The following is a 13,280-nucleotide window of genomic DNA, read 5'->3' as shown; positions in this document are numbered from 1 at the left end:
TCTATTATTCTACCCAAATGTAAAGTTTATGTAAACTTAATGTAAATAAGGTAGAATAAGGCCGGTTCATCAGCATGGCTTCAAAAGGCGCTTGAGAAGATTCTGTTATTCACTCTGATTTCCACATGTCTGCGAGCTTTTTTATATGGGCGGGCGTCGTTCTGCAGCAGCCACCGATGATCCTTGCTCCATACTCGTACCAGAGTTTGGACTGCTCATGAAAGTCAAGCCGACTGGCAGACCCATGCCACGTCTTCGTTTCCGGATCATAATCTTCCCCGGAGTTTGGATAGACGATCAGCGGCTTGCTCGAACAGCGGTTCAACTCTTGTAAAGCTTCCGCCGCATGTTCCAGAGGCGCACAGTTCACACCTATAGCAGCCACATGTGTATTACCCTCCAACGCTGAAGCGACCTCCTTGAGCGGAGTACCCTCACTGATCGATTGACCATCTTTTAACGTAAAAGAAATCCATGCAGATGCAGACGGATACTCCTGTAAAATTGAACCGATCACCTTTGCTTCCTGCAGAGAAGGCAGCGTTTCAACCGCTAAAACGTCAGCACCCGCTTCAACAAGTGCTTGAATACGTGGTTGGTGAAAATCAAATAAAACCTGATCCGTGACGCCGTAATGACCGGAATACTCCGAGCCATCCGCTAAATAGGCACCATAGGGTCCGACAGAAGCAGCTGTAAGCGGCCTTGGCCGCTCAAGATTTTCCCTCCACACTTCGTCCCGTGCTTCCCCGGCAAGCGTGACCGTTTTTTTAATGAGAGTGACAGCCTCTTCTTCTGATAAGCCCCTTTGGGCAAAACCATCAGTCGTCGCCTGGTAGCTTGCGGTGATGCTGATGTCTGCTCCCGCTCTGTAGTAGGAGGCATGCACATCTTTGATCGCTTCAGGTTTTTCCAACAGCACTTTTGCGGACCATAAAGGATTATCAAGCTCGCATCCGTATGATTCCAGTTCCGTTGCCAAAGCCCCGTCCAGGAGAACCATCGATTGTTTTTCCAAAAGAGATTCAATGGGATTGGATAGATTTTGTTTGTTGGACATGTTTTACTCCCCTTTTCTTTTTCATAGATTCTCTCACATAATAAGCCGCATAGCAGAATGCAATGAACGGACCCCCACAGTACAAGGCGATCCGCTGTGTCGGATCAAAGGCAATGCCGATACAGGATGCCAGGCATAGAAGAAAAGCCGCAATCGGGACCACCGGGTACCACGGGGCTTTGTAGGATAAATCACTATCATTTCCTTCTGCCCGCCGGTGCGCCCGCCGGAAAAGGAAGTGGGAAGCGCTGATGCTCATCCAGACGACGACTACAGCCAGCCCTGAGATCGATACCAGAATGATGTAAACGGTATCCGGGGCGATGATACTGGATAGCAGCGCCAGACCGCCGCCAAGCATACTAAAGATGATCGCTGTCAAAGGAACTCCCTTTTTTGTCAGCTTCGCAAACACCGGGGAGATGGTATCCTTGTCCGCCAGTGACCACAGCATCCGGGCCGACGCGTATAATCCGGAGTTGGCTGCGGAAAGGATGGCTGTTAATATGACAAAGTTCATGACATCGGCCGCATAAGGAATACCGATGCGGTCAAGGACTGCGACAAACGGACTTTCCACAACCCCTGCCGCCTCACTTGGAAGAAAGATGGATAAAATGGCAATGGTCCCAATGAAGAAAATAATCAACCGTGCCACCGTTGTCCGAATTGCCGTCGGGATGGTTCTCGCTGGATCCTGCGTTTCCCCTGCGGCAATCCCAATCAATTCTGTACCGGAAAAAGCAAAATTGACAGCAAGCATCGTCATGAAGATTGCCGTTATACCATTTGGAAACAAGCCCTCACTCGTAAGATTTGAAAAGAATGGAGCCGGTTCTGACCCCGACAGCTGTATCCACCCAAAGGCGGCCCCGAATCCGATAATGATAAAAAGGACAATGGCTGCCACTTTGACAGAGGAAAACCAAAATTCTGCCTCCGCAAAAAATTTCACACTAAAGGCATTGAATCCGAAAATAAGAGCGGCGAACAACGCACTCCAAATCCACACACTTACATCGGGAAACCACCGCTGCATCAAGAGCCCGGCAGCTGTAAATTCTGACCCGAGAGCTACCGTCCACGTCAGCCAGTACAGCCATGCTACAGTAAAGCCTGTCCCCGGCCCTATGTAGTTATGAGCGTATGTATGAAAAGCCCCTGTTTCAGGGTTATGAACGGCCAGCTCTCCTAAACAGAGCATCACCAGATACACGACCAAAGCACCAATCAAATAGGCTAGGATTGTCCCGAACGGACCGGCCTGCTGGATGGTGTACCCTGAGCTTAAAAACAGTCCCGTACCGATAACTCCTCCCAGTGAAAGCATCACCAGGTGTCTTGTTTTCATTTCTCTCTTAAATTGATATTCCATTTGTCTCCCCCCTTGTGATGGTGGGCAAACAATTAAAAAACGCACCCTTGAATGAGTGCGTCAACTGACAAATAATAGATGGAAGTCTCTTATCGATCAGGATTGTTCACCCGCTGGAATTAGCACAGTATCTTCACAGACCTGCTGCTGAGGCTTCCAAGGGCCAGTCCCTCCACCTCTCTGGATAAGATATTTTTTTATAACTCTACTAGTCTTAATCATAATTGTCAATTTATTTTCAATATTCTATCCTTCATACCATCCAAATGAAAAGCCCCTGGTTCATAACCAGAGGCTTTTCACTCATACTCATATGCTTATTTCTGTTCCAATTGCTCTGCCACTTCATCGCTGACAGCATTTGTACCGCCGAGCACCTGGAAGTTGTTGATTTCAAGCTTTCCAATCGTCTCTTTTGTGGATTCCGGAAGCTGATCCGGCTTAACAAGGAGCATGGATGCTTCTTCCTTCGCAGCCAGAACAGAGCCCGCTAAAGCGTCAGCGAAGTTCTGACCATTCGCTACGAATGTCTTCCCTTCCTGCACACCCAGCTGTTCTGCAATGGTAGAGGCTGTTTCATAACGAGTCTTACCGCTGTAACGGGAAGCGTCAGGAAGCATCGCTTCGACCTCTTCAGAAATGGCATTCGTTCCACCTACAACAATGCTCTGTTCAAAGTCAGCAAGAGCTGTTTTGGTGATGGATGGCAGCTCATCTGTTTTAGAAAGGAGAATCGGGTAGCCTTCCTTCGCCGCATAAGGAGCCACAGCCAGAGCATCCGGATAGTTGAATCCATCTGCTACAACTACATTCTCAGGGTTTCCGTCAAGGCGGGCGGCAATATTAGCCGCCGTGTCAAAGCGCGTTTTCCCAGAGATGCGATCTACGTCGACACCCATTCCTGATAATTTGTACTTCACATATTCAGAAACGGCACCGGTCCCACCAAGGATAATCGCTTTTTCAGCACCCAGGCGCTTGATTTCCGCAGCTACTTCACTGTTCAAGTTTCCGGACTTTGTCAAAAGGATCGGCGCATCTTCCTTGTAGGCAAGAGGAGCACCGGCAAGAGCATCCGCAAACTCATCTCCCCGGGCAATGACGACTGTGTCAGCAGAATCCCAGCCTTTTTTAGAAATCTCAACGGCTGTTTGGTAACGATCCTCTCCGCTCACACGTTCTGTCGTTTTTTCAACAATACGGGATTCTTCATCAGGAGAAACCGTGCCCTGCTCTTCCAGGTATTCATTGAATACTTCATAGTCTACAAAGAATAATTCTGTCATCTTACCGGCATCCTTGGCTTCCTTGAATGTTTCATATCCATCGCCACCTGCGGCGATAAAGGCGTTCGTAGCCACCGTGTATTCTTTGTCCAGATCAAGCGCTTCATATCCATGGTCTGTTTTCACTTTGACATTAACGATACGGTCTCCTGCTTCATTTGAGCGATCGAACGTATATTGCATTCCCGATACATGAGCAAAACGGCCGCCGGTATTCTCAATGTCGCTCACTGCATTTTCAAGAGCCTCCCACACCTGCTGCCCTGTTAGGTCCAGAGTGACAAGGGTGTTACCAAATGGCATCGTTGTAAGGACTTCTCCCATCGTGATTGGTCCTTGATCAATGGAAGCACGAATGCCCCCACCATTCTGAATCGCAATTGAAGTAGACGGCACTTTGTCTTTAGCTTTGGCAAGCATACTGTCTGTGATTAAGTTTCCAAGATTCGTTTCTCCACTTCTTACATCATTACGTTCTCCGTTCAAGGCAACCGTCGTTTCTCCAACGACTTCTTTCTTCAATTCATCAAGAGGCTTCTCCAGTTCAGCAAGCAGTTCGGCTGCTTCTGCATTAGGTGCTACATCACTTTCTTCTACATTGATTAACTTTCCATCCCATTCCGTAAGTACACCTTCACCATCAAAAGATACTTGAAGGTCTCCAAGGTACTCTCCATATTCTGATGCCTGGACAACAAGTGTCGGCTCAGCCTCTTCGTTATAGACAAGCGGCTCCTCCAGCTTTGTATGGCTGTGAGATCCAACGACAACGTCCACCCCTTCCACTTCCTGAGCAAGCGTTTTGTCATAGTTAACGCCAAGGTGGGTCAGAGCGACAATCTTATCGACGCCTTCTCCTTCAAGCCTCTTCACTGTATCTTCAGCCTTTTGGAGATAGTTTTCGAAATCAATGGTATCCCCGGGATTGGCAAGGAACTTCGTTTCTTCTGTCGTCAAACCGAATACCCCGACTTTTTCACCATCGACATCGATGACGGAAGCAGGATAGATATTTCCATTGTCCCCAGGCATGCCGATTTCATCGTTGAACAATCCGTTCAAGCGCTCATCCTGACTGTAGTCAATGTTGGCACTGACGATTGGGAATTCAGCTTGATCAATAAAATCAGCGAACACTGACGGCCCGTCATCAAATTCATGGTTTCCTGGAACCATTGCATCATAATCGAGCATATTCATGAACTGGACGTCGGCAAGTCCTTTGTACTGATTGTAGAAAAGCGTACCTGAGAACACGTCCCCGGCATCAAGAAGGATTGAATGGTCACGGTCAGCACGGATCTGATCAATGATGGTCACACGTCGGGGAACGTTCTCTAAGTGTGCATGCGTATCGTTCGTGTGCATAATCGTCAAGTCAAAATCGCCCTCAGCGGCTTTTACTTCTCCTCCAGGAATGGCCAGAGTCCCCAATGCAATGGCGCTTGTGACAGCGGCTGTTGCCAACACTTTCAAATTCAGATTTTTCATTTTCTTCATTCTCCCCTTTTATAAGTCTCCGGCATCAGTTCTGTCCCGCCTCTGCTGGGAAAGGGCAGATCCGATGCTGGAGGAATAGATGGAACGTTTCAGTCCTGCAAACCATTCAGCACATCATCGCTTACGGCTTTTGTTCCACCAAGTACATGAAAGTTACGGTAGTCCTTCCTTTCGATGACATCATCAATGCTGTCCGGAATATCGTCCGGCTTCACTAAAAGCATAGGCGCATCGTATTTTGCAGCAAGGACAGATCCGGTCAGAGCGTCGGCAAAGTCACGCCCTGTAGAAACGAAAGCGGCTTTAGAATTTCCGGAGAGTTCGCCGGCAATCTTCGCTGCTGTTGCGTAGCGGTCTGCTCCACTGATGCGCACAGCGTCAGGAAGCTGATTCAAAACTTCATCACTGACCGCTTTCGTTCCACCTGTAACAATCGTGCTCTCCATATTCTTTAAGGCACGCTCGGTTTCAGACGGCAGTTCGTTCGTTTTGGTCAATAGAATCGGATAGCCGTTTTGTGCAGCAAAGGAAGCCGCAGACAGAGCGTCTGGATAATTTCTTCCGTCTGCTACGATCGCTTTATCCGGGCTGCCGTCGAGACGAGCGGCAATGTTGGCAGCCGTCTCATAGCGGTCTTTTCCGTCAATACGTTCAACAGAAAGACCCTGACCTTCAAGCTGGTAGCGGACATAATCGGATACCGCACCGTCGCCGCCCAGAATGACCGCTTTTTCCGCACCAAGACGTTTCAACTCTGCCTTGACTTCGGATGATAGTTTATTAGATTTCGTCAAAAGAATCGGGGCATCCAGCTTATACGCAAGCGGGGCTCCGGCCAGGGCGTCCGGGAATGAATCCCCACGTGCAATGACCACCGTTTCCGACTGATCCCAGCCTTTTTTAGATACTTCAATGGCTGTTTGATAGCGGTCTGAACCGGAGATCCTCTCGGCGGTATCCGCGAAATCAATCTGCGCAAGCATCGGGTCATGGTCACTGGCACGTCCGGCTTCTTCTGAGAAGTCAGCATTGATATTGACACTGTCGATCGACGTGCGTTCGGAAAGATTGTTGGTCACTAAAATGTGATCGAGCACCTGGGAGTTCCCTTGATAGTTATAGGAATAACGCTCTTCTACCGGAAGCTTCTCCACCATATTTGTCATCACATCGCCTTCAAGGGCATGAATCGGGTTGGAGAATTCAAAATCATTTAAGTCGCCCATCACGACGACGTTTGCATCACTGACACGATCCACGACTTTCTGGACGAATTCATTGACGACTTCCGCCTGCTTCATCCGCTGGACTTCGCTGCCCAGTTCAATCGGATGGCTGGCTCCAAACAAGGCATCATCTCCGCCTTTGGAGTTAAAATGACTTGTAACGACAACGATTTTCTCCCCGTTGAACTCAAATTCAGCAGCTAAAGGCTTACGGGAATCATCAAACGCTTCATTTTCAGGGTCAATCCGTCCGGGGTTCAGCGTAAGGCCGTTTTCATCCACATCCACCGCTGTCACAGCGTCCCCTTTTTCTTTGTCAGGAAGAGAAACCCGCTCCGGGTTGTAGATAAATCCGACACGGATGTTCCCTCCCGGCTGGCCGCCATCGGTCTTATCCAGCGGAGCGACATCTGTGAACTGATACGACGGTCCGCCGGCATCCTCAATCGCTTGGATAAGCTTCTTGTAGGACTCATCAGCCTCTACGGTGCCGTCATCCGTCGGGCCGTTATTGTCCTGGACTTCGACAAGTCCGATAATGTCAGGCTGGTTCAGGTTGTTTACCATAGATTCGGCAATGCGGTCCACTTTTTTCTGAGGAGTATCCGCAGAGAAGTTCTCCATGTTGTACGTGGCCACATTCAGTTTATCTTCTTCCACCTGCAGGTCAGACGTTTCGCGTTCCGTCCCGCCACCTTCAACCGTTGGGAAATCCCCGGTTGTCCGGATTTTAAAATTACTGTAATCATATCCGACGACACCTGTGATCGATCCGTCCATCTGATCGCCTACGGTGACATCAACATCGTACCCATCGATATCCACAAGAACCCGCTCCGGGTTGTAGTCATCAGGCGAAATGAGCAGCCCGCCGGCATTTGTCATCCGCTGGTTTTCACTTTTATCTACATAAACGGCTACTTCATCGTACTTTGGAGGTCCTGTAACCGTGGCATCTTTCAGTTCCACGCGCATTCCTTCCAGACTTTCATAAAAGTCGATGGCGTCCTCCTCTGCATCAAAGCTGGTCAGACCGTCATCCTCAATATTTTCGGTCGGCTGGATGCGGTCCTCACCGATGATCGTCGTATCCGGCAGCGTCTCATCAGAAGAAGTCACTTCCACAGCAGCCGCACTAATCTGCGTTGTCAAGAGATCGTCCGCATCATCATAGCCGTCTTCTCTCCATTCGTTCACCTGGCCATTGACATTAACGACATCTCCGACTGCCACACCTGAATTTCTGGAATAGACATAAATACCTTCAGAAGTGGCCACTTCGCTGTCAGGCTCCTGGTCCTGCATATAGAAACCGCTGCTCCCATCCAAGGCGGTTACCACTCCGTCTACATTCTCCACGTTCATATCCTTATAAGGGGATTCGTGAGCTGCACCCTGAATGTCATGAATATCTACATGATCAAGCGGCGCCATGACTTCATATGAGAAACTCGCCGTTTCACTGACCTCTCCACTGTCTTTGATAACAACAGCTTTGATCGTTGTATCTTCATTCAGTGTGATAGGACCTGTGTAGGCAGTACTTTCTTTTGTCGGGTCACTTCCATCCATCGTGTAGTAGATCGACGCATCCGGCTGGGCGGTACGAAGTTTGATTTCGGACCCTTTCACTACGCTGCCTGATGACGGGCTGGCAGCTACTGAGAAAATGGTTTCAACGACATCGGCTTCTTCTCTTGGAACAAGGCGGTATTGATTAAAATCATACGTAACAACGCCTTCAACCAACTCATACGTTTTACCGGCTTCCATTTCCACTTCTGTTTTAGGAGAGATCAGGAAAGTGCCCTTTTCATCTTCAGCAATATAGTCACCGTATTGATTCTTCTCTGTAACGGTAATATTATTGACCTTTACATATTCACCTTCGAAGTTCTCTCCCTCATCAGAGGAGAAATCTTTACTTTTCACGAGCTGAGGATCCGGAATTCCTTTGTTTTCAGTTGTCACAGATACCTGTTCAGCACTTGTTTCAATCTGTTGCAGGCCATAATAATCAGTCAAAGATCCCTGTGCAGTTACTTCATCCCCAATAGAAGCATCCAGACCAGCGGCGCGGACGACAATGCCTGCCGTATCATCCTGTATGTATATGTTGGTTTTTCCGCCTTCTACAAACGATGCTGTCACAATCCCCTGAACTTTGACCGTCGACCCATCATCCACACTTCTCGCAGCTTCAATTGTTTGTAATTCCACCGGCTCATCCGGTTCCGGTTCAACATCGTCTGGATATTGTCCTAAATAAGACAAGGTATCTTTCGGGTAAGTATTGTACGAAGCGTCTCCATCAAAACTGTCTGATAGATCGGTATCTCCAGTAAGCTGATCCATTTTCCGGGTGAGTGTAACGTCTTTAGCAAAATCATCACTCAACCCGACCTGCCCGATGGAGTCAACGACCACTCCATCTTTTTTAAGAACAAGTGTGTCATTTCCATTGAAGCCCATCGTCTGATCCTTGGTTATTTCATCCGCTACGTCGAGAATATCCGGTGACGCTTTCTCATTCGCAATCACATGCGTTTCCCCGGCGGCCAGTGTGCCTTTAAGCTCGAAGGAATAGGTAGGTTCCCCGCTCCCCCCATTATGGTGATCAAGCGTAAACTGACTAAGGTCTATATCCTTTTCTGTCCCATTGAACAGTTCCAGCGCTTTATTAAAGGAACCGCCTTCCACATATTCCGAAAACAACAGCGTATCTGCTGTGGGTGCTTCCGCTTTGACATTATAAGCGGGTCCGGCAAACATCCCCAGCACCATAGAACTTACAACAACTGAACTTACCCCTTTGACGAGGCCTTTCTTTTTCATTTGTGGTCCTCCCCGATATTTATTGACACGATACACCAACATCCCCCATTATAAAGCAATAGTTGTTTGATTTGTGTAAATAGTATTAATATTAGACAAATAATATGTATCCGTTTACAATCAAGAGAATAGACATCTGCCCACAACAAAAGCCCGGCTGATTTGCCGGGCTTTTGTTTTTATAAAGAGGATAAGATGGTCACAGGCATCCCGTCAGGAGCGGTTGTCGAATACATCTTTTCCCCATGTTCTTCAATGGGGCCGTGAACCTCAACCCCCTGCTGTTTAGCGTGAGACGCAAAAGCATCCGCATCATCCACGACCAGCTGCAGCATTTTCACAGGCATCATACACTCATTTTTGTGCCAGAATTCAAGCCAGCTGTCTCCTGTCTTAAAAATACCACCGCGGTATGCCTCCGTATCCTCCCACGCATTCTCGATGCCCAGTTTGTTCTGAAAAAAATCCACCATCGCCTCGCTGTGTTCAGAAACATCAACATACCTGTATCCAAGAATTTTCATCCTCCACCTCTTTCCTTTTCTATTTCCAGGATGGCCCCTTCCACCTTTCTTATTCTAGCCACAGAAAAAAAAGCCTGCACAAAGGCAGGCTTTCAGGAAAAGATTTGATCGATTTTGGAGATTTCATCATCGCTCAACTTCACATCCAGCGTTTTCAGATTATCGACGACCTGCTCGGTGCGTTTTGCGCCGGGAATAACCGCATCAATAGATGGCTGATTCAAATACCACGCCAGGACAATATGAGGAATGTCCACGCCTTTTTGTTCAGCGATTGGACGCAGTTTTTCAACTTTATCCAGATTCTTCTTGAACTCTTCCCCTTGGAACAATGGGTTTTCTGCACGCAGATCGTTGAACGTCGTATTTTTATCATACTTACCAGCCAACAGCCCGGAAGCAAACGGGAAATATGGAACAAAGCTGATTTGGTTGTCCGCTGTGTAAGGAAGCATATCTTCTTCCGCGCCACGTTTGAACAGATTGTATTCACTTTGAATCACATCCACATATCCGTCCTTGTTGGCTTCTTTCAACTGGTCGACAGAGAAGTTGGAAACACCAATGGATCGTATTTTCCCTTGGTCTCTCAGTTCTTTAAGGGCACCGACCGCTTCGTCTTTCGGCGTATCCTCATCAGGGAAGTGGATATAAAACAGGTCGATATAATCGGTTTGAAGACGGTTCAAACTGTCTTCAACAGACTGCTTTAAAAAAGCAGGGGAGTTGTTGAACACAACCTCTTCACCCTTGAATTCATGAGCACCTTTTGTCGCAAGGATGATATCATCACGCTTATATTCGCTCATCACCTGTCCGACAAGTTCCTCAGAACGTTTCGGTCCGTAAATAAAGGCCGTATCGAGAAAATTCATGCCGTGGTTCAGTGCTGTCCGGACGACGTCCTTCCCTGCTTCCTCATCCAGGTTCGGGTAAAGGTTGTGTCCTCCGACGGCATTTGTACCAAGACCAATGGGATTGACATACAAATCTGATTTACCGAGTTTTGTTTTGTTATCCATCTTTTCATCTCCTTCTAAAATTCATCCTTTTTCGGTGTTTACCACAATCCGGGTGTCCAAAAACAAGTGATTGCTGCATCCGGTCCATGATTGATGTCTCGAACCTGCTCCTTTATGATGAGAAAAAAACGTCAAAGGAGATTTCATTCATGGACATCCGCCACCTGCAGTATTTCATTGAAGTCGCACACTTCCAAAGCTTCACGAAAGCAGCTGAACACCTCTATATCTCCCAGCCAACCATCAGTAAAATGATAAAAAACCTCGAAAACGACCTCGGTGTCGAGCTTTTCGAGCGGCGGAGGAAAAAGGTCGTCCTGACAGACGCGGGGCGCCTCATCCTTACCCAGGCGAAAACCATCGATAAAGCCTTTCAAAATCTGACGACTCAGCTGGATGACCTGCTCGGTCTGCAGAAAGGCCACCTGCGTATCGGCCTGCCGCCGATCATGGATGCCGAGGAGTTCATCCAGACACTTGGAAGCTTTCACAAAAAATATCCGCACATTACTTTCCAACTGGTCGAAAGCGGGGCAAAAAAGATCGAGGAACAGATTCTCCAGGAGGAACTGGATGTGGGGATCACTGTACTGCCGACGGATGAAGCACGATTCCATTACTTTTTCCTCTTAAAGGAAGAACTGGAAGTCGTCCTCCATCCGGAACATCCGCTGGCCGGCCGGGAAGAAATCCAGTTGACGGAACTGAAAGAGGAATCCTTTATATTATTCAACAAGGACTTCGTCTTGAATGACCGGATCTCGACGGCCTGTCAGGAAGCTGGATTCCTGCCGAAAATTGTATCGGAGAGCTCTCAATGGAACTTTATAGGCAAAATGGTCGCTTCCAATTTCGGGATTTCCCTGCTTCCTAAAAGCGTCTCCCAACTACTGAATGACAACGTCCGCAGAATCAAAGTGACCCAGCCTTCCATGGCGTGGGAACTGGCTATCATCTGGCCGAAAGATCAATACATCTCCTTTGCCGCCAAAGAGTGGCTGGCATACACCCAAAACCGCATGCACAGCATTGAATATTAATCAGCTTGGACTTCCAAGCTGATTTTTTCATGCCACTTTTGACTGGTTGTAAGCATTTCCATAGATATTGTCTATCGTAGGAATGCCGGATTGCTATTTCACTTTCTCTTTTTTCAGGCTTACACTGATGGTGTTCTCCTTTTTGTAGGGACATGTCTTTACGAATAAGCGCTTCGAAATGATTTTATTTACAGAAAGGAAGTCGGAAAAATGACAGATAAACGATCCAGAGAAAGCCTTGTAATTAATACAGATCAAGTGATGATAAACGATTTGAACAACTACAATACATTGTTCGGAGGGGTGTTGATGAAGAAGCTGGATAACAATGCCACCCTTTCTGCAAGAAGGCACGCCAGAGTCAAGGAATGTGTGACAGCGTCGACAGACTCTATCGACTTCCTTCACCCGATTCATCAGACGGATTCGGTTTGTGTGGAATCCTTTGTTTCGTATACAGGAACGAAATCGATGGAGATTTTCTGCAAGGTGATTGCCGAGGATATGATTACCGGGGAGCGGCGGATGGCTGCCACCGCCTTCTTGACGTTTGTAGCTCTGGACGAAAACAAACGTGCCGTGAAAGTTCCAAACGTCATCCCTGAAACCGAAGAAGAGAAATTCCTTTATAAGTCCGGGGAGGAACGCGCCAAGCGCAGGCGGTTCCGCCGCGACCATAGTGCTGAGTTAACACGGATCATCGGATTAGAAAAACCATGGGAAAAAGGAGTGGATGAACATGATCAAATTAGCAAGCTTGGGTGAGCTCTATGAGGCAAAAGAAGATATCCAGGACATCCGAACCCGCTACCCGGATGTGTACGCCATTCTCAATCATGTAGTCAGCTTCACACGTCAGCTCCAGATCAAGTACGGATACATGGGAGCCCTCCTGATGGAGGAAGACTTGGAATCCTGCCATCCTGAATTTATCAAAGGATCGATTCTCTCCGTCTACCAAAGGGAAGTGAACCGCTTGAAAAACCACGAGGACTTCCCGGTCGTGCAGGCGTTTCTCGACAAGCACAGGGAAGTCGGAGATGCCAAGCTCTTCCTCCTCATTCTCGGGGCTAAACCAGAGCTGCTGCGCGGTTCTACCATCATGAAGTAAAGAAGAAAATCCCCGGGGGTTTAACAACACCCCGGGGATTTTCTTTCCTCAACGATCATTAAGCACCACTTTTAGAAAGCAGCTGCTCCTGCTGCAGCTTTTCCTGAAGCATGGATACTTTCTCACGCTCTTCTTCCAGCTGCTGCTGCAATTTCTCATTTTCCTTCACAAGAATATCTCTTTGGTCTAACACACGGATCATATCTTCTCTCATAGATTGTCCCCTCTTTCTTTTCACTTGTTCACCAGTCGACTCAAACTACTACTAGAAACGTTACTTTGTAAAAATTATGTTAAATAA

General features: G+C 47.7%; 10 protein-coding genes and 1 riboswitch. Of the genes, 3 read left to right on the top strand and 7 right to left on the bottom strand.

The window, feature by feature from the left end; all coding sequences use genetic code 11:
• Window positions 1–109: 109 nt before the first annotated feature.
• The 6 genes from mmuM to ACXADP_RS04785 form a co-directional block, all read right to left on the bottom strand.
• Window positions 110–1,060 (bottom strand): homocysteine S-methyltransferase, encoded by a 951-nt coding sequence (gene mmuM / locus ACXADP_RS04810; RefSeq protein ID WP_474970964.1) that lies wholly within the window; start codon window positions 1,058–1,060, stop codon window positions 110–112.
• Complete coding sequence (gene mmuP / locus ACXADP_RS04805; RefSeq protein ID WP_474970963.1) at window positions 1,026–2,435, bottom strand: S-methylmethionine permease; 1,410 nt, start codon at window positions 2,433–2,435, stop codon at window positions 1,026–1,028. The genes mmuM and mmuP overlap by 35 nt, the downstream gene beginning before the upstream one ends.
• An 86-nt stretch (window positions 2,436–2,521) precedes the next feature.
• Window positions 2,522–2,626: riboswitch (SAM riboswitch) on the bottom strand.
• 126 nt (window positions 2,627–2,752) lie between these two features.
• Window positions 2,753–5,212 carry a cell wall-binding repeat-containing protein gene (locus ACXADP_RS04800; protein WP_474970962.1) on the bottom strand — a complete coding sequence of 820 codons (2,460 nt, stop codon included), beginning with the start codon at window positions 5,210–5,212 and terminating at the stop codon, window positions 2,753–2,755.
• A 98-nt stretch (window positions 5,213–5,310) separates the two neighbouring features.
• The gene (locus ACXADP_RS04795; protein ID WP_474970961.1) at window positions 5,311–9,282 is read right to left on the bottom strand and encodes a cell wall-binding repeat-containing protein; all 3,972 of its coding nucleotides are present in this window, start codon (window positions 9,280–9,282) and stop codon (window positions 5,311–5,313) included.
• A gap of 179 nt (window positions 9,283–9,461) precedes the next feature.
• Window positions 9,462–9,806 carry a VOC family protein gene (locus ACXADP_RS04790; protein WP_474970960.1) on the bottom strand — a complete coding sequence of 115 codons (345 nt, stop codon included), beginning with the start codon at window positions 9,804–9,806 and terminating at the stop codon, window positions 9,462–9,464.
• A gap of 92 nt (window positions 9,807–9,898) precedes the next feature.
• On the bottom strand, window positions 9,899–10,828 hold the full coding sequence (locus ACXADP_RS04785; protein WP_474969577.1) for an aldo/keto reductase: 930 nt from the start codon (window positions 10,826–10,828) through the stop codon (window positions 9,899–9,901).
• A gap of 149 nt (window positions 10,829–10,977) precedes the next feature.
• Between ACXADP_RS04785 and cidR the strand changes: the two genes are divergently transcribed.
• The 3 genes from cidR to ACXADP_RS04770 all read left to right on the top strand — a co-directional run bounded on the left by cidR (window position 10,978) and on the right by ACXADP_RS04770 (window position 12,979).
• Window positions 10,978–11,868 (top strand): cidABC operon transcriptional activator CidR, encoded by an 891-nt coding sequence (gene cidR / locus ACXADP_RS04780; protein ID WP_474969578.1) that lies wholly within the window; start codon window positions 10,978–10,980, stop codon window positions 11,866–11,868.
• A 210-nt stretch (window positions 11,869–12,078) separates the two neighbouring features.
• Window positions 12,079–12,633 carry an acyl-CoA thioesterase gene (locus ACXADP_RS04775; RefSeq protein WP_474969579.1) on the top strand — a complete coding sequence of 185 codons (555 nt, stop codon included), beginning with the start codon at window positions 12,079–12,081 and terminating at the stop codon, window positions 12,631–12,633.
• A complete protein-coding gene (locus ACXADP_RS04770) occupies window positions 12,608–12,979 on the top strand; it encodes a hypothetical protein (protein ID WP_474970959.1) in 372 nt (123 codons plus the stop codon). The genes ACXADP_RS04775 and ACXADP_RS04770 overlap by 26 nt, the downstream gene beginning before the upstream one ends.
• Window positions 12,980–13,037: 58 nt before the next feature.
• Here ACXADP_RS04770 and ACXADP_RS04765 read toward each other — a convergent pair whose 3' ends face one another.
• Complete coding sequence (locus tag ACXADP_RS04765; RefSeq protein WP_474969581.1) at window positions 13,038–13,193, bottom strand: hypothetical protein; 156 nt, start codon at window positions 13,191–13,193, stop codon at window positions 13,038–13,040.
• Between the last annotated feature and the right edge of the window lie 87 nt (window positions 13,194–13,280).

This window comes from Halobacillus sp. AWH4_228, assembly GCF_056158365.1.
The sequence above is the reverse complement of the archived record's forward strand: the minus strand, read 5'-3'. Positions and strand labels throughout refer to the sequence as shown.